The organism is Flavimobilis rhizosphaerae (assembly GCF_014852685.1).
Lineage (GTDB): Bacteria > Actinomycetota > Actinomycetes > Actinomycetales > Cellulomonadaceae > Flavimobilis > Flavimobilis rhizosphaerae.
Genome location: NZ_JACZDF010000001.1, coordinates 420,966 through 437,865 on the forward strand (window position 1 = coordinate 420,966; position 16,900 = coordinate 437,865).

At 72.1% G+C, this 16,900-nt stretch carries 13 protein-coding genes; 10 read left to right on the plus strand and 3 right to left on the minus strand.

Annotated elements, in window-relative coordinates:
* Nucleotides 1–65: 65 nt before the first annotated feature.
* The 8 genes from glmU to IGS67_RS01850 all read left to right on the plus strand — a co-directional run bounded on the left by glmU (nucleotide 66) and on the right by IGS67_RS01850 (nucleotide 9,017).
* On the plus strand, nucleotides 66–1,673 hold the full coding sequence (gene glmU, locus IGS67_RS01815) for a bifunctional UDP-N-acetylglucosamine diphosphorylase/glucosamine-1-phosphate N-acetyltransferase GlmU (RefSeq protein ID WP_192277246.1): 1,608 nt from the start codon (nucleotides 66–68) through the stop codon (nucleotides 1,671–1,673).
* Nucleotides 1,670–2,653, plus strand: a complete 984-nt coding sequence (locus tag IGS67_RS01820) for a ribose-phosphate diphosphokinase (RefSeq protein WP_102510240.1) — start codon at nucleotides 1,670–1,672, stop codon at nucleotides 2,651–2,653. Before glmU ends, IGS67_RS01820 begins: the two co-directional genes overlap by 4 nt.
* 1 nt (nucleotide 2,654) lies before the next feature.
* Nucleotides 2,655–3,269 carry an SIMPL domain-containing protein gene (locus IGS67_RS01825; protein ID WP_192277248.1) on the plus strand — a complete coding sequence of 205 codons (615 nt, stop codon included), beginning with the start codon at nucleotides 2,655–2,657 and terminating at the stop codon, nucleotides 3,267–3,269.
* 281 nt (nucleotides 3,270–3,550) lie between these two features.
* A complete protein-coding gene (locus IGS67_RS01830; protein WP_192277249.1) occupies nucleotides 3,551–4,135 on the plus strand; it encodes a 50S ribosomal protein L25/general stress protein Ctc in 585 nt (194 codons plus the stop codon).
* A gap of 115 nt (nucleotides 4,136–4,250) precedes the next feature.
* Nucleotides 4,251–4,850, plus strand: a complete 600-nt coding sequence (pth, locus tag IGS67_RS01835; RefSeq protein ID WP_192277251.1) for an aminoacyl-tRNA hydrolase — start codon at nucleotides 4,251–4,253, stop codon at nucleotides 4,848–4,850.
* Nucleotides 4,851–5,060: 210 nt separating this feature from the next.
* A complete protein-coding gene (locus IGS67_RS01840; protein WP_192277253.1) occupies nucleotides 5,061–6,212 on the plus strand; it encodes a DUF1972 domain-containing protein in 1,152 nt (383 codons plus the stop codon).
* Entirely contained in the window at nucleotides 6,209–6,997 is a 789-nt protein-coding gene (locus tag IGS67_RS01845; RefSeq protein WP_328741362.1) for a CDP-alcohol phosphatidyltransferase family protein, read from the plus strand. Before IGS67_RS01840 ends, IGS67_RS01845 begins: the two co-directional genes overlap by 4 nt.
* 496 nt (nucleotides 6,998–7,493) lie before the next feature.
* Nucleotides 7,494–9,017 carry a hypothetical protein gene (locus IGS67_RS01850; protein ID WP_192277256.1) on the plus strand — a complete coding sequence of 508 codons (1,524 nt, stop codon included), beginning with the start codon at nucleotides 7,494–7,496 and terminating at the stop codon, nucleotides 9,015–9,017.
* Here the strand turns inward: IGS67_RS01850 and IGS67_RS01855 are convergent.
* Nucleotides 9,004–11,367: a glycosyltransferase gene (locus IGS67_RS01855; RefSeq protein WP_192277258.1), complete on the minus strand. Its 2,364-nt coding sequence runs from the start codon at nucleotides 11,365–11,367 to the stop codon at nucleotides 9,004–9,006. The two genes, IGS67_RS01850 and IGS67_RS01855, sit on opposite strands and share 14 nt — an antisense overlap.
* A 198-nt stretch (nucleotides 11,368–11,565) precedes the next feature.
* Between IGS67_RS01855 and IGS67_RS01860 the strand changes: the two genes are divergently transcribed.
* Complete coding sequence (locus tag IGS67_RS01860; protein WP_192277260.1) at nucleotides 11,566–13,017, plus strand: lipopolysaccharide biosynthesis protein; 1,452 nt, start codon at nucleotides 11,566–11,568, stop codon at nucleotides 13,015–13,017.
* A 205-nt stretch (nucleotides 13,018–13,222) separates the two neighbouring features.
* On the opposite strand, the gene IGS67_RS01865 is transcribed toward IGS67_RS01860, so the two are convergent.
* A complete protein-coding gene (locus tag IGS67_RS01865; protein ID WP_235977555.1) occupies nucleotides 13,223–14,761 on the minus strand; it encodes a polysaccharide biosynthesis tyrosine autokinase in 1,539 nt (512 codons plus the stop codon).
* A gap of 185 nt (nucleotides 14,762–14,946) precedes the next feature.
* Nucleotides 14,947–15,837: a glycosyltransferase family 2 protein gene (locus IGS67_RS01870; protein ID WP_192277264.1), complete on the minus strand. Its 891-nt coding sequence runs from the start codon at nucleotides 15,835–15,837 to the stop codon at nucleotides 14,947–14,949.
* A gap of 206 nt (nucleotides 15,838–16,043) precedes the next feature.
* Between IGS67_RS01870 and IGS67_RS01875 the strand changes: the two genes are divergently transcribed.
* A complete protein-coding gene (locus IGS67_RS01875; RefSeq protein WP_192277266.1) occupies nucleotides 16,044–16,760 on the plus strand; it encodes a hypothetical protein in 717 nt (238 codons plus the stop codon).
* Nucleotides 16,761–16,900 lie beyond the last annotated feature (140 nt).

Sequence of the window (16,900 nt, forward strand, 5' to 3'; positions counted from 1 at the left end):
CGGCGGTAGACTGTCGGGCGGGCCTCCTGAGGCCAGTCCCGACCCCCCGAGCGACCGGAGTCCATGTGACCACCGCACGCCCCGCCGCCGTCGTCGTCCTCGCCGCAGGTCAGGGGACCCGCATGCGGTCTGCGACATCGAAGATGCTCCACGCGATCGGCGGGCGCACCGTCCTCGGTCACGTGCTCGCCGCGTCGCAGGGGCTCGACCCCGAGCGTCTCGTCGTGGTCGTGCGCCACGCCCGTGAGGAGGTCGCGGCGGAGGCCGTCGCGCGCGTCCCGTCGGTCGTCATCGCCGACCAGGACGACGTGCCGGGCACGGGCCGTGCCGTGCAGTGCGCGCTCGAGCGGCTCGACGCCGCCGCGCACGCGGTCGCGGCAGGTGCGGGCACGGTGAGCGCGGGCGACGAGGTCGGTCTCGAGGGCACGGTCGTCGTCGTCGCGGGCGACGTGCCGCTCATCGACCCGGAGACGCTCGCCGAGCTCCACACGCAGCACGTCGCAGGCGGGCACGCAGCGACGGTCCTCACGGCCGTCGTGCCGGACGCGACCGGCTACGGCCGTATCGTCCGCGACGAGCACGGGCGGGTCGCGGGCATCGTCGAGCACCGGGACGCGACGCACGAGCAGCTTGGCATCCGCGAGATCAACTCCTCGATCTACGTCTTCGACGCGGCCGTCCTCCGCGGCGCCCTCGGGCGCCTCGGGCAGGACAACGCGCAGGGCGAGGTGTACCTCACCGACGTCCTCGCGATCGCGCGCGCCGATGGCGGCGTCGTCGGCGCTGTCCAGGCGGCGTCCGCGCTCACGGTCGAGGGGGTCAACGACCGGGCTCAGCTCGCGCAGCTCGGCGCCGAGCTCAACCGCCGCACCCTCACGCGCCACATGCTCGCGGGCGTGACGATCGTCGACCCGGGCACGACGTGGATCGACGTCGACGTCGAGCTCGCACAGGACGTGACGATCCTCCCGGGCACGCAGCTCCACGGCGCGACGACGATCGGCACGGGCTCGACGATCGGTCCGGACACGACGCTCACGGACGTCGAGGTCGGCGAGGGCGTCACGGTCGTCCGGACGCACGGCTCGCTCGCTGTCCTCGACGACGGCGCGAGCGTCGGGCCCTTCGCCTACCTGCGGCCCGGCACGCACCTCGGGGCGCGCGGCAAGATCGGCACGTTCGTCGAGACGAAGAACGTCGAGATCGGCGAGGGCTCGAAGGTCCCGCACCTCACGTACGTGGGCGACGCGACGATCGGCGAGGGCACGAACATCGGCGCCGGCTCGATCTTCGTCAACTACGACGGTGTCCGCAAGCACCGCACGTCCGTCGGCTCGCACGCACGGACGGGCGCGAACAACAAGTTCGTCGCCCCCGTCTCCGTCGGGGACGGCGCCTACACGGGCGCTGGCGCTGTCATCCTCGAGGACGTCCCTGCGGGCGCCCTAGCCGTCTCGAACGCGCCGCAGCGGACGATCGACGGCTGGGTCGAGCGTCGCCGGCCCGGGACCGACTCGGCGCGAGCTGCGGCCCGCGCGGCCTCGACCGCCGTGCCGCAGGGCCTCGGCGCGCAGGCGCGCGCCGAGCGCGAGCGCGCGGAGAGCGCCACCCCCACGCTCCCGGGGCAGTCCGCCCCGGGTGACGCCGCACCCGAAGGAGACAGCGCACGATGACCGGGATCATCTCCCACGCCGACGAGAAGAGGCTCGTCCTCGTCTCGGGCCGAGCCCACCCCGAGCTCGCGCGCGAGGTCGCGGCGTCCCTCGGCATCGAGATGGTGCACACGACGGCGTACGACTTCGCGAACGGCGAGATCTACGTGCGCTACGCGGAGTCCGTGCGCGGCGCGGACGTCTTCGTCCTGCAGTCGCACACCGCTCCGATCAACCAGTGGATCATGGAGCACCTCATCATGGTCGACGCGCTCAAGCGCGCCTCGGCCAAGACGATCACCGTCGTCGTACCGTTCTACGGCTACGCGCGTCAGGACAAGAAGCACAAGGGGCGCGAGCCGATCTCGGCGCGCCTCATGGCGGACCTCTTCAAGACGGCCGGCGCCGACCGTCTCATGAGCGTGGACCTTCACACGTCGCAGATCCAGGGCTACTTCGACGGCCCTGTCGACCACCTGTGGGCGCAGCCGATTCTCATCGACTACGTGCGCACCCGCGTCGACATCTCGAACGTCACGGTCGTCTCCCCGGACGCGGGTCGCATCCGTGTCGCGGAGCAGTGGGCTGCGAAGCTCGGTGGCGGGCCGCTCGCGTTCGTCCACAAGACGCGTGACACGTCGCGCCCCAACCAGGCGGTCGCCAACCGTGTCGTCGGTGACGTCGAGGGCAAGAGCTGCATCCTCGTCGACGACCTCATCGACACGGGTGGCACGATCGCGGGGGCCGTCCGCGTCGTCCTCGAGGCGGGCGCGAAGGAGGTCATCGTCGCGGCGACCCACGGCGTGCTCTCCGACCCGGCCGCGCAGCGGCTCTCGGAGTCGGGCGCGCGGGAGGTCGTCGTCACCGACACCCTGCCGATCGCGGCGGACAAGCGCTTCCCGCAGCTGACGGTCCTCTCGATCGCGCCGCTGCTCGCACGTGCGATCCGCGAGGTCTTCGACGACGGGTCCGTCACCAACCTCTTCGACGGTAACGCCTGACGTGGCCCGTACCGGTGTGACGACCGCGGGGCGCGGCGTCGCCGTCGCGCGTCCGGATGTCACCCGGTGCGAGCTCGGCGTCGAGGCCTCGGCGCCGAGCGTCGGTGAGGCGCTCGCCGAGGCGCAGCGGGCTCTCGTCGCGCTGCGCTCGGCGCTGCTCGACGCAGGTGTGCTCGCTGACGACCTGCGGACGACGGCGACGTCGACGTGGACGTCGGGGGAAGGCGAGTCACGTGCTGAGGTCGCGCACGCCCAGCTCGGTCTGCGGGCGCTCGTCCGTTCGGTCGACGGCGCGGGCGACGTCGTCTCGGCGGCACTGGGTGCCGCGGGTGACCGTGCTCGGCTCCACGGCCTCCAGGTGCTCGTGAGCGACCCGCAGACCGCGGCGCGGGACGCTCGTGCGGCGGCGTTCGCCGACGCGCGTGACCGGGCTGAGCAGTTCGCGGCACTGGCGGGTCGCGGGCTGGGAGAGCTGCTCGAGCTCACGGAGACCTCCGGCCGGGGCACCCCTGTGGGCCGGGCGTTCAAGACCATGGCTGCGGAGGCCGCGATGCCTGTCGACGCTGGCACGGACGAGATCGAGGCGCACGTGACGACGACGTGGGCGTGGGCCTGAGCCCGCGGCGCGTCCCCGCACGGGCTCGCTGAGACCACGAGCACACCGGCCGAGCCCCCAGGGCGCGGCCGGTCTCGTGTATCCTGGGCAGGTTGCCTCGGCGAGGGATGTCTGACGGGCCGCGTAGTGCGTGCCCCGGAGGGCGGGAGAGCCGCCCCACCGACGATCCGTGATCGACTGGGCGGTCCGCTCGCGCGCGTCCGTCATGCGCCCCGCGCCGAGGCACCGCCCACCGGGTCCCGCTACCGTTCCCGGTCTCCCGAACTCCCGCAGGAGCCCCCATGTCTGACGTCAAGCTCTCCGCCGTCCTCCGCACCGACTTCGGCAAGGGTGCGGCGCGCCGCACCCGCCGCGAGGGCCGCGTGCCCGCCGTCCTCTACGGGCACGGCTCGGACCCGCTCCACGTGTCGCTCCCGACGCACGAGACGTACCTCGCGCTCGTCCGCCACAAGAACGCGCTCTTCGAGATCGACGTCGAGGGTGACGTCAAGCTCGCGATCGTCCGCGACGTGCAGGTCGAGCCCGTGCGCCGCGAGATCGAGCACATCGACCTCCTCCTCGTGAAGAAGGGCGAGAAGGTCGTCGTCGAGGTCCCCGTGACGATCGTCGGCGAGCCGGCCCCCGCGACGATGCACGTCATCGAGCAGCTCTCGGTCCAGGTCGAGGCCGAGGCGACGAACCTCCCCGACTCGATCGAGGTCGACATCACGGGCCTCACCGCCGGCACCGTCGTCTACGGCAAGGACCTCGTCCTCACCGAGGGTGCTGCCCTCGTCACCGAGGGTGACACGGACATCGTCATCATCTCCGAGGTGCGCGGCCCGGTCGAGTCCGCGGACTCCGCCGAGGAGCCGGCCGAGGCCTGAGCCTCACCGCTCCACCGTGCCTGAACGCCCGGCGCCCCTGCGGGGTGCCGGGCGTTCTGCATCCCACCCGCCAACTTCCATCGCACGGACGCGCGAGCGCCCGAGGAGGACTTCCATGACCGACGGACCCTGGGCGATCGTCGGGCTGGGCAACCCCGGCCCGAAGTACGCGGGCAACCGCCACAACGCCGGGCAGATGGTGCTCGACGAGCTCGCCGCGCGCTGCGGCGTGCGGTTCGCGACGCACCGCTCGCAGACGGTCGCGGCCGAGGCGCGGCTCGGGCTCGGCCCAGGCGGCGTCCCCGGGCCGCGCGTCGTTCTCGCGAAGCCGCAGTCGTACATGAACACGTCGGGCGGACCCGTCAAGGCCCTCGCCGGCTACTTCGGCGTGCCACCCGAGCGGCTCGTCGTCGTCCACGACGAGCTCGACATCCCCTTCGGCGACGTACGGCTCAAGCTCGGCGGCGGCGAGGGCGGCCACAACGGGCTGCGCGACATCACGCGTGCCCTCGGCACGAAGGACTACCTGCGGGTGCGCGTCGGCGTCGGGAGGCCTCCGGGGCGTATGGACACGGCCGACTACGTCCTCAAGGACTTTGCGTCGACCGAGCGCAAGGAACTGCCGTTCCTCCTCGACGCCGCGGCGGACGCGGCCGAGATGCTCGTCACCCAGGGGCTGCTCGCGGCCCAGGGGAAGTTCCACGCGCCTGCGTGAGCGCACGGAGTCGCGTGACGGCGTCCGCGGGGTGAGAAGCCACCACCACGGGGTGGACCTCGGGTGACGTCCGCCTGCCTCGGGCGTGTCACGTCCCTGGGCGCAGCATGCTGGGTTCGGGCCTGCGTCAGCGGGTCCGGCGCTGCGGGCAGCGTCCGATACCCGGGGGGTCGGGACGTGGGGCACGAGCGTGCTGGACTGAGCATCGCCATGGTCGGGACGCGCGGCGCGCCCGCGCGGTACGGCGGGTTCGAGACCGCGGTCGAGGAGATCGGGACGCGCCTCGCGGCGCGTGGGCACGACGTCCGGGTCTACTGTCGGCGGGGCAACGGCGGCGACGAGGGTGACCTCGACGCGTTCGGAGGCATGTCGCTCGTCCATCTGCCGGCGCTGCGCCGCCGCAGCCTCGAGACCCTCAGCCACACGGCGCTCTCCGCGGCGCACCTCGTCGCGCGCCGCACGGACGTCGCCTTCGTCTTCAACGCTGCCAACGCGCCGTTCCTGCCCCTGCTTCGTGCCCGGCGCATCCCCGTCGCGACGCACGTCGACGGCCTCGAGTGGCGCCGAGCCAAGTGGTCCGGGACCGGCCGCCGCTACTACCGCTGGGCCGAGCAGGTCGCCGTGCGATGGTCCGACGCGCTCGTCGCGGACGCGCAGGGCATCGCCGACTACTACCGGGACGAGTTCGCTGCCGAGACGCAGCTCATCGCGTACGGCGCCCCGCACGTCGAGGCGAACCTCGCGCGGCTCGCCGACGTCGGGCTCTCTCCCGACGGCTACCACCTCGTCGTCGCGCGCTTCGAGCCCGAGAACCACGTTGAGCTCGCGGTCGAGGGCTACGTGCGGTCGGGAGCCCGACGCCCGCTCGTCGTCGTGGGCTCTGCGCCGTACGACGACACGTACACGCGCCGCGTCACGGCGGCCGCGGCCGCCGACCCGCGCGTCCGGTTCCTCGGCGGAGTGTGGGACGCGGAGCTGCTCGACGCGCTCTACGCGGGCGCGACGACGTACGTCCACGGCCACTCGGTCGGTGGCACGAACCCGTCGCTGCTGCGTGCGATCGGCGCGGGCACCGCGACGCTCGCGTTCGACGTCGTCTTCAACCGGGAGGTCCTGCGCGACGCCGGTCGGTTCTTCGGCGACGCGGCGGCGCTCGCGGCTCTGCTCGAGGGTGCGGAGGCTGACGCCGCGGACGTCGCGGCCCGTGGCCGCGCGCTCGCGGAGCGCTCGCGCGACTACGACTGGGACGACGTCGCGTCGCGGTACGAGCACCTCGCGACGTGCCTCGTCGAGCGACGGGTTCCCGGGCCGCAGCATGCCCGCAGGCTCGCCGCACCGCAATGGGCGGTGGGCACACCGTGACGGGACGCCGGTCGAGCTCGACGACGGGCAGCGCCGCGCGCACCGCCCCGGCGCGGCGGACGTTCCGCGGGGCGTACCGCGAGCTCGCCGCTGCGCAGAAGGGCGTTGCGCGCTCGGCGCCCGCCTACTCGCGCTACGTCAACCGTCGGCTCGGCAGGGTTCTCGCGGCGTGGGCCGCGAGCCTCGGGCTCACGCCCAACCAGGTGACGGGCGTGAGTGCTCTCTTCACGTTCGCGGGGATCGCCCTGCTCGCGCTCGGGTCACCGTCGTGGGCGCTCGGCGTCGCGGTGTGCCTGTGCCTCGTGCTCGGCTACGCGTTCGACTCGGCCGACGGGCAGGTCGCGCGGCTCACCGGGACGGGCAGCGCCGCAGGGGAGTGGCTCGACCACGTCGTCGACGCAACGAAGATCTCGGCGCTCCCGCTCGCACTCGTCGTCGGGCTCTACCGCACCGAGGCGGTGCCCGACGCCTGGCTGCTCGTGCCGATCGCCCATGCAGTGGTCGGCGCGGTCCTCTTCTTCGCGATGATCCTCACCGAGCAGCTGCGCCGCGCGGTCGGCGTGAGGTCGCAGGCGGTCGCGGGAGGGACCGGCCCCGACCTGCGGGCGCTCCTTGTCGTCCCGACCGACTACGGCGTGCTGTGCCTCGCGTTCGTCATGCTCGGCTCGTTGCCGTGGTTCCTCGGCGTCTACACGGTGATCGTCGTGGCGACGGCCTTCTTCACCGCGGCAGCGTGCGTGAAGTGGTACCGGGACGTCCGAGGGCTCGGCGCTCCCCAGACCTGAGACGCCTGCGCGTGCTCGACAGCGTGCCGTGACCCCGCCGGGATCTCGGCGCGCTGTTCGTCGTCCGGTTGCTGCGCTGCCGCGGCGCTGTCGAAACGTTCGCTCTGCGACGTGGTACGTCCCACTGGCTGGACGCCTGCCGTGGCGTGACATTCCTCACCAGAACGCGCTGGAGAGCCCTCGAGGGTGATCTCAAGCAGTCAGCGGGGTGAGATGTGGAGTGAGGACCGTGTGATCTTTGCAGGTCGCGGTGTCGCCCCCGTCCAAAGGTCTCCGTAGTCACGGTTTTCCCAGCTTGGCAACCCCCCCTCCGCAGCCGAGGAGACCGCCATCACAACCGGTCGTGGGTCACAGATTTCCAGTTCTGCCCCTTCTTAGTCTCAATTTCGCCCAGGTAACCACCGATATCCATGACAGGCGCACCCTGGTGCGTCGCGGACACAGCACCCGCCATGGATGGGGTGGGGCCGATGACCCCGAGCGAATGAGACCGAACGTGAACAGCTTCAGCCCGCTACGCCGACGAGGCGCTGCCGCACTCCTTGCGGCCGTGCTCGCGGTGCCGATGGTCGCGGTGACGACCGCGAGTGCCGTAGGGACGACAATTCCCGTCGCGGCAGCGACCTCCGCGGTGAAGAACGCGACCGACGCGGACCAGCGTGCCGCAGCGAGCGTCAAGCGCGCCCAGAAGTCCGAGAAGAGTGCGGCCGCCAAGGTCACCGCGAAGCGCAAGGCAGCGAAGAAGGCTGCAGCCAAGCGCGCCACCGCCGCCAAGAACTACACGATCGCCAAGAAGAAGTACGTCGCCGCCAAGAAGAACGCCTCCCGTCGCGGGGGCGGCGGTGCGAACATCTCGCGGGCCAAACTCACGAAGACGTCCAAGGCGCTGAAGTCCGCGACCGCCCAGTCGCGCCGCGCGAAGAAGGCCAGGTCGAAAGCACTGTCCGAGTACACGCGCGCGAAGACCAGGGTGGCCGACGCGCTCGCTGCCAAGACCAAGACGGCCAAGGCGCTGACGAAGGCCAAGAGCGACCTCGCCGCCGCGATGCGACGCCCGAAGCCCACGCCCACGCCTACTGCCGCGCCGAAGCCCACGCCCACGCCTACTGCCGCGCCGAAGCCCACGTCCACGCCTACTGCCGCGCCGGAGCCCACGTCCACGCCTACTGCCGCGCCGAAGCCCACGTCCACGCCTACTGCCGCGCCGAAGCCGACGTCCACGCCTACTGCCGCGCCGGAGCCGACGACCCCGCCGTCGCTTCCGACCGCTGTCGTGCCGACTCGCACCGCCTACACCGGCCCCATGACGGTCTGGACGGCCGGCGCCGTCATCGAGAACAAGGTCATCACCGGTGAGCTGAAGATCCGAGCGAACAATGTGACGATCCGGAACTCCCTGTTCGTCGGACCCACGACCGTACCGACCCGCAACTACTTCATGCTGTGGAACACGGAGGGAACCACGGGCCTCAAGGTCATCGACTCGGAGTTCCGCCCGACGATCGCGTCTTCGTGGATGAACGGTGTCATCGGCGCAGGCTTCACCCTCGAGCGCGTGAAGATCACCAACGTCATCGATCAGGTGACCATCAAGGGCGACGACGTGACGATCAAGGACTCGGTCTTCGAGGGCAACCTCTACTACAAGAACGACCCGAACCACGGTGGCAAGGAGTCGCACGCGGACAACGTCCAGATCCAGTCGGGCAAGCGGATCACGATCACCGGCTCGACGATGCGCTCCGCGAACAACGCCACCGTCCAGGTGACGCAGGCGCTCGGCGCAGTGGCTGACCTCAACATCTCGCGCAACTTCCTCGACCACGGCGGGTGCACGATCAACATCACCGAAGGATCCAGGGGCTACGGTCCGCTCGCCGGGGTGAAGATCACCGACAACGAGTTCGGGACGAACCAGCGCATCGCGTCGTGCGCGGTCATCCGCCCGAAGACGACGGTCATCACCGCGACGGGGAACACGTTCACCGACGGCCGGACGTTCGCCATCAAGAACGGCTGACGCGCGCCCTCGGCCTGCGCCGGGTGTCGAAGCTCGCGGCACCTGCCACGGTCCCGTCCGTGGCAGGTGCCGTCGTGCTGAGCGGGTTCTCGTCGCGTCGGTAGGCCTCGTGATGCACGCCCCACGCGCCGGCGACGAGACCTGCGCCGCGAGCCAGGTCGCGCCGCGCTCGTACGTCCTTCGTATCCCTCCCCCGTGCTGCCACGAGCCTGAGCGCGCCGCGCACCGTGACCATGGCTCCGCGGCCCGCTGAGGCAGCGCGGACGCGCGTGCGGGCCACAGCCCCGGTCGCGAGCTGGACCTCGACGTCGACAGAGGTCGCGGCGTGGCTACGGACCCGCGCGAGCAGCCAGCGGCGTTCAGACCGTTCCACAGGGACACGGTCGATGACGACGGACTCCGCGCACGCGACGAGGGACCCGCCCGACGACGTGACCTCACGGGTGAAGAGCGTGTCCTCGCCGCCTCGGAGACCGCGGTCCGCCCGGAAGGTGAGGCCGAGCGACCGCACGCCGGCAACATCGACGAGGAGATTGCCCGTCGGTGCGCTCCGGCGCGGCGTCCCAGTCGGGAGCATGGGGCGTCGGAAGAACGCCCCGGCCTCGGTCCACGGGTCCGGGCCGACCTCCCACCTCGCGATGATCGCGCCTGAGACGAGCGTCGCCCCGGTCCGCGCCCACGTGGCGACGAGCGGCTCGAGCCAGGTCTCGCCCGGCTCGTCGTCGTCGTCGAGGAAGACGAGCAGGTCGGTCGTCACCTCGGCGAGCGCACGTGCACGCGCCGCGCCGATCCCGGGCCGCGGCTCGTGCACGTAACGCACGTGGGGACCGCCGGCCCTGCGCGACGCCGCCGCGAGCTCGGCGACCGTCGCGCCGGCACCGCCCGCAGGGTCGTTGTCGACGACGAGAACCTCGGTGCGTGGCAGGAAATCGGGGAGCGCGCGCACGTGCGCGGTCGCCGCGGTGAGTGATCGGCGGAGCTCGGCGTCTCGCCGGTAGGTGAGGATGACGACAGTGAGCGTCGCGTGTGCGCCTCGCCGGACATGCGGTGCTGCGTGCGGGTCGGTGACGTTCGCGGACCGCGGCACGGCGTCCAGGTCTCCGGGGCCGGACTGCCTGTCGGCAGCGGGGAGGTCCGGCAGCAGCACCTCGGCCCGGACTGCAGGGTCGGCCGCCCGCCCCGTGAGTGCTGCGGAGCCGTCGGCAGGGTTCAGTCCTGAGGCCAAGGTGGCGAGGGACTCTCGGACGGTCGTGCGGTAGCGTTCGACACCGAAGCGGCGGACTGCCTCCGCACGGCCAGCCGTGGCGATTCGGGCGGCGTGCTCGGGGTCGTCGAGCAGTGTCGCGACGGCCTGTGCGAGCGCGCGTGCCTCGCCTGGCGGGACGAGCAGCCCGGTGCGTCCTGGCGTGACGATCTCCGTGAGGCCCTGCGTCGCGCTCGCGACGAGCGGACGCCCCGCGAGGAGCGCCTCCACGGCGGTGTTGCCGAACGGCTCCTGCCGTGAGGGCACGAGCACGATATCGGCGTCGTCGAGCGTCGGACGGGTCGGAGACTTGTAACCGAGCAGGCGGACCGCTCCCGCGAGGTCCGGCTGCGCGGCCCGAGCGCGGAGCTCTGCCTCGAACGGTTCGTAGCCGCGGAACGGCGTGCCGCAGACGTCGAGCGTCACGTCGCGTCCCTCCGCCCTCAGCAGGGCGACCGCTTCGAGCGCGACATCGACACCCTTCCGGGGGGAGATGCGCGCGACGAGCGCGAGGCGAGCGGGATCGCCCGCCCGTCGTGCGCGCAGCGGGGCGGGGGGGCCGGCGTCCGGGACCCCGTTGTGGACGACGGTGATGCGGTCGCCGAGCCGGGTGTCGACAGCCGTGAGCACGTCGGCGGACGCACGCGAGTTGACGAGAAGCGTCGATGCGAGGCGCAGCGGCGCGACGAGCGCGCGCTGGAGGAGCCACGGCACCCCGTCCTCGGCCTCGTGGACGTGGCACACCGCCGGGACGCGTGCGAGTCGCGCCGCGACCAGCCACGTGGGGATCGTCACGGTATTGACGAGCACCACCTCGGGGCGCATCCGACGCAGCGTCGCACGACCCGTGACAGCTGCGCGCAGCGCGATCGCACCGAGGCGGACAAGACCGTGCGGCGTGAGAGCGGACTTCCTCAGGACGGGTGTCCCGGGATCGACGACGACCGCCGCTCCCACGTCCTCGAGCCGTGAGACGAGAGGTCCCGGGCCGGGCAGCGTCACCGTCACCGCCCACCCGACCTCACGCACGGCCTCGACCGTCTCGAGCAGCTGGAGGTCGCTCCCGTAGACGTCGGCGGACGGGTGGGCGACGAGCAGGTGCGGCACGGCTGAGCCTCCAGGCGTCGCGGAACGGTCACGTCCACCGTAGGTCCGGGGGTGTGCGGAAGCCGGTGGTCTCACCCAGCCCCCGCCCCGCGCGACGCAAGGATCGCCTGGCACTCACCCCCGATCCCGCAGGTCCTGACCGTGGCACGGTCCTAGACTCGCGGCAGGTCGCAGAACGACGCGGGGGACGGGGAGCACGTGGAGGAGCTGGGACGTCGCGCCGCGCGCGGTGCAGGGGTGACGGTTGCCGGCCAGGTGGCGCGTGTCGTGGTGCAGATGCTCTCGGTCGTCGTGCTCGCCCGGCTCCTCACTCCTTCCGACTACGGGGTCATCGCGATGGTGCTCGTCGTCGTCGGGGTTGGGGAGGTCGTGCGCGATCTCGGGCTCTCGACCGCTGCGGTCCGGACGCGGACCCTCACGGAGGCGCAGCGTTCCATCCTCTTCTGGGCGAACGCGCTCATCGGTGCAACGCTCATGACCGCGCTGGTCGTCGGTGCGCCTCTCGTCGGCGCGATCTTCGGCCGGGACGACGTCGTCCCGGTCGCTCGCCTGGTCGCTGTCGTCTTCCTCCTCAACGGGCTCGCGGCGCAGCTGCGGGCGGACCTCCAGCGGCGGCTCCGCTTCGGCTCGCTCGCTGCGGTCGACGTGGGCTCCCAGGTCACGGGCGCGGTCGTCGCGATCGTGCTCGCGGTCGGGGGCGCAGGCGTCGGGGCGCTGGCCGCGCAGCAGGTCACGCAGTCGTTCGTCGTCCTCGTCGCTTGCGCCGCGCTGTGCCGGTGGGTGCCGTCGAGGCCTCGCCGCGGCGTGCCTATGGGCGAGCTGTGGCGGTTCGGCGGGAGCCTCGCGGCCTCCCAGATCGCCGTCTACATCGGTAACAACGTCGACGCGCTCGTCATCGGCACGCGTCTGGGGCCGACCGCGCTCGGTCTGTACGACCGCGCCTACAGGCTCGTCATGACGCCGGTCTCGCAGGTGAGGTCGCCGACGACGACGATCGCGCTGCCCGTGCTGTCCCGGCTCGTCGAGGAGCCTGAGCGGCTCCGGCGCTATCTGGTGCGTGCCCAGCTCGCGCTCGCATACCCGGTGATGATCGGGGCGGCGATGCTCGTCGGGACGGCTGGCTCGGCGACGGAGGTGCTTCTCGGTGACGGGTGGGACGGTGCTGCTCCGCTCGTCCGGTTCATGGCGACGTCGGCGCTCCTGCAGACGCTCGCGTACGTCTGCTACTGGGTCTATCTCGTGTTCGGTCTCTCCTCGTTGCTGCTTCGCTACACGCTCGTCACGGTCGCGCTCAAGGTCGTGCTCGTCGTTGTGGGCAGCACGTGGGGTGTCGTCGGTGTCGCGGCGGCCTACACCCTCGCGCACACGCTCGAGTGGCCGCTGTCGCTGGTGTGGCTGTCTCGCCACGCCCCGATCCCAGGGCGGCGGCTCGCGGTCGGGGCGCTGCACATCCTCGGGGTCGGCGCCGTCGTGGCGCTCGGGGCGCACGTCGGGACGTTGCTCGTCGACGGTCCTGCGTGGCTCGCGCTGCTCGTCGGCCTTGCTGCCGGAACGGTTCTGCTCGTGGCGGCCCTCGTGCTGGCGCCGATCCGGCGGGACGCCGCTGACGTCGTTGACGTCGTCCGTGCTGCTCTCGTCCGCCGTCGCTAGGCGACGGCGGACGACGACGCGGGGAGCGCGACGAGGCTGGTGCGACAGTGGTCGGTCCCGTCCGCAGCATGGCGGGCTCGTCCCCGTCAGGCGCTGCGGTGCACGACGCTCTCCGTGGCGCCCCGAGCTCGGCGGGCCGCAACGGTCTGGCGCTGGAAGGCGGAGCGTCGCGCGGGACGGGTCGGTGCCACGGGGCGTGGCGGCGTCACGTGACGGGTGCGAGTTCGGGACCACCGCCGCCCCGAGAGTCGGCCGGGGTACGACTGTCGACCGTGGCCGCGCGGCGTCCGTGACCCCCTGTGCGGCCAGCGGCCGAGGTCGTGGCAGGCCCGGGCGCTGGCTGCGTGTCGGGGCGTGCCGCACGGCGGGATGGGCGAGGCCCGGCCGACGAGGTCGGACGCGAACGGGCGACACGGGCCGCGGTGGCACGGTGCCATGTGCCCGACTCGAGCACCGTTGCGCCGTTGAGGACGATGCCGAGGCACGTCGCGTCGATCGTGTCGAGCATCGACATTGCGGTCGCGACCTGGGTACGGCGTACGCGCGTCGCCCCGACGACCATGAGGAGGCCGTCGGTGTGCCGTGCGAGCACCGCCGCGTCCGTGAACGGCAGCAGGGGAGGAGCGTCGAGGACCACCGCGTCGTACGACGCGAGCGCCTCGTCGAGGAACGCCTGCATCGCGGACGAGTCGATGAGCTGTGCCGGGTTCGGGGGGAGCTCTCCTGCGACGACGACGTCGAGCCCCTCGGGACCCCACGCATGCGAGACGTCCTGCAGCTCCGTGGCGCCGACGAGGATGGTCGTGAGTCCGTCGTGGGGGTCGAGGCCCATGTGCTCGGAGAGGGACGGGCTCCGCAGGTCGGCGTCGACGAGGAGGACTCGTGCACCCTTCTCGGCGAGGGCCGAGGCGAGGTTGATCGCGACGGTCGAGCGTCCCTCGCCGGCGACCGACGAGGAGACGACGAACGAACGGACCTTGTTCGCAGCGCTGATGAACTGGAGGTTCGTCTGAACGCGCCGGTAGGACTCGGCGACGTGGCCGTCAGGCTCGGTGACGAGCGCGGGCCGCCACCGACGGGCGTCGCGGTCGCGCGGGACGAGGCCGAGGACGACGGCGTCGGGGCGCTGAGGGAGGTCGGAGGTACGGCGTACCCGGGTGTCGAAGAGCGACAGGGCGAGCACTCCGAGGACACCGACCGCGAGACCGCCCACGCCGCCGAGCACGACCATGCGCTTGGTGTTGGGAGTGAACGGGACGCTCGGCCGTGCGGCGGGAGCGACGACGGTGAGACGCACGATCGGTTCCTCCGCGGAGCCGGGCGTGATCTCGGTGACCTGCCGGGCGAGGCTCGCCGCGACCGCGTCCGCGGTCGCGGCCGCGACGTCAGGGTCGGGTGAGACCGCGGTGATCTCGATAAACATGGTGTCGAGCGGCGTCGTGGCCGTGACTGTCCGGGCCAGGGAGCGGGCCGACAGGGTGAGATCGAGGTCCTCGATGACGGGGTCGAGGACCGCCGGCATCGTGGCGAGCCCGGTGAACGACTGCACGAGGTTCTGCGTGTACGTCGTCCCTTGGACGAGCTCAGCGACCGACGATCCCTGCGTGAGGGACACGAACGACGACGTCGTCGACCGGTAGAGCGGCTGTGTCGAGCGGGCGACCCCGAAGCCTGTGGCCGCGCCGACGACTGCCACGATCGTGATGACGAGCCACCGCCTACGTAGCATCGTCACGAAGTCCATGAGTTCCACGTGTCCACCCCCCGGTGTTCGCGCACCCGGTCACACCTCGGACGAGGCACAGACCGGCGTGCCCTGTCGAGGGCACCTGCTGATCGAACCACGCGGACGGGGTGAGCGCGCCTGCCCGGCCAACATCCCACCCCGTCGCCACCCCGACCTCGGTCGGCGAGAGTCCGGGCACAGGGTCAGTCGCGTACTGCGGGCCTCAAAGGTGTGACGAGAGCGACGAGGCCAGCGCAGGTTCCCCTCATGACGGGCCACAGGCTCGTCATGGGATGCCGGAGCTGTCGTCGACCTCCGCGGAGCAGGCAGGCCCAGGCGTAGGCGGGCGCGTGCAACGCCCAGCGAGCGCGGTCGCGCGCGGCGAGGTGCCGCCGCGCGAAGACGAGACGGTTGCGCGTGTCGTAGTAGTAGTAGGTCGACGACTTCGCGCGGGACGCGACAGCGCCGCGCTGCGTCCCACCGGGGTCGTGGACGCAGCGGAGGTCCTCCGCGATCTCGGACCTGCCGCCGAGTGCGTTCCAGCGCCAGCCCAGGTCGACGTCCTCCCAGTAGAGGAAGTAGTCGGGCATGATCCCGTCGAGCCTGTGCCACGCGTCCGCGGCCATGGCGAGGCACGCTCCGGTGAGCCACGGGACGCCCCCAGACGCGCTCCAGCCGCGCGAGCGCCCGTCCCGGACGTCGAGCCGCGCGCCGCTGAACCCGGGGCGTCCCGCGCTGTCGTGGACGCGCGGGGCGACCATGAGCCCTGGGTCGGCCTCGACACGGTCGGCGAGCGCATCGGCCGTCGCACGGTCGACCTGCGCGTCAGGGTTGAGGAGAAGGATGCTCGTGACGTCGCCCGCGGCCGCGACCCCGGCGGCGCAGCCGCCGCCGAAGCCGAGGTTGACGTCCGGCGAGACGAGCGTCCAGCCGTGCGTCGCGGCGAGCTCGGTGATCCGGGCACGCTCGTCGTGCGTCGTCGCGTTGTCGACGACGACGACGTGCCAGCCGGAGTCCGCGGCGTCCCTCCACACGGCGAGGTTCGTCGCGACGAGGGCGGACGAGCCATAGCTGACGACGACGAGCGCTCTCATGGTTCCTCTCCCGGCACGGGGCGGTCCTGCCCGGCCCTCGCCAACCTACCGACGGCCGAGAGCATGCGCTGGGTTGTGCCAGGTGAGTCTCGGGTGAGCGGCGGGTGACTCACGGGCCTATCGCTGGCACTCGCCCCGGTGTGGCCGCAGAGGATCAGGTGACGCTGCGGCAGGTGGTGTCTCAGGGTGAGCAAGGGGTGCGCAGGATGGAACGACGGAGGCGACCCGACGAGGGAACGGGACCGAGGTGGTCGCACGGACGCCGTGCGCTCGCAGCGGCGCTTCTCAGCGTCCCGCTCGTCCTCGTCACGGCCGCGTGCGACCCGGATGCTCCCGAGCCCGGCACGGGCGTCCCGTCGGCCTCGACCCCCGCTGGCACCGTCGTCGACGGCACGCCTACGGCGGTGCCGTCGGACGCGACCTCGTCGGAAGGCAGCACGGGAGCCCCGGCAACGGACGGCACACCGACGAAGAAGCCGCCGACGAAGAAGCCGTCGGAGGGCCTGGCGACGGTCGCCCCGGTCGAGCGCCCCAGGGCCGCCCCCGTCGACCTCGGTGACGACGCCGCCGCAGCCCCCGGGCTCTCCGCACGGCTCGTCGAGGTCGAGGACGTCGACGGCACGGCCGAGGGACCCGGGGAGGTCGCAGGAGCGGCCCTGCGCGTCACCGTCGAGCTCACGAACGGTACGGGACGCGTCGTCGACCTCCGCGGAGCGGTCGTCAACCTCTACACCGGCAAGGACCGTCTCCCGACCTCGCTGCTCTCGGGTCCTGGAACGGTCGCACTGCCCGCAAGCCTGGGGCGTGACGGCACGGCCCGGGCCACGTACGTCTTCCGCACGGACCATCGTGACGGCCTCCTCGAGGTCGAGGTGGACATCGCCGACGCGCCGAGCGTCGTCGTCTTCGAGGGCACCCGGTGATCCGGCGGGCTCGCGGGACCGGCTCCCCGGCGCGGAGACGACATCCATCGGACGCGGTCCCGTCCTCCCGATCCGACATCGCCGGACGGTCGCCGGCACACCCAGACCTGCACCACCACTCCTCAGACTCCGAGGTCCTC

What these genes read in the sequence shown, in the direction of transcription:
- pth (WP_192277251.1), top strand. Translation starts at nt 4,251, where the DNA reads ATGACCGACGGACCCTGGGCGATCGTCGGGCTGGGCAACCCCGGCCCG.
- IGS67_RS01840 (WP_192277253.1), top strand. Translation starts at nt 5,061, where the DNA reads ATGGTCGGGACGCGCGGCGCGCCCGCGCGGTACGGCGGGTTCGAGACC.
- IGS67_RS01865 (WP_235977555.1), bottom strand. Translation starts at nt 14,761, where the DNA reads ATGGACTTCGTGACGATGCTACGTAGGCGGTGGCTCGTCATCACGATC.
- IGS67_RS01870 (WP_192277264.1), bottom strand. Translation starts at nt 15,837, where the DNA reads ATGAGAGCGCTCGTCGTCGTCAGCTATGGCTCGTCCGCCCTCGTCGCG.
- IGS67_RS01875 (WP_192277266.1), top strand. Translation starts at nt 16,044, where the DNA reads ATGGAACGACGGAGGCGACCCGACGAGGGAACGGGACCGAGGTGGTCG.
- IGS67_RS01830 (WP_192277249.1), top strand. Translation starts at nt 3,551, where the DNA reads ATGTCTGACGTCAAGCTCTCCGCCGTCCTCCGCACCGACTTCGGCAAG.
- IGS67_RS01820 (WP_102510240.1), top strand. Translation starts at nt 1,670, where the DNA reads ATGACCGGGATCATCTCCCACGCCGACGAGAAGAGGCTCGTCCTCGTC.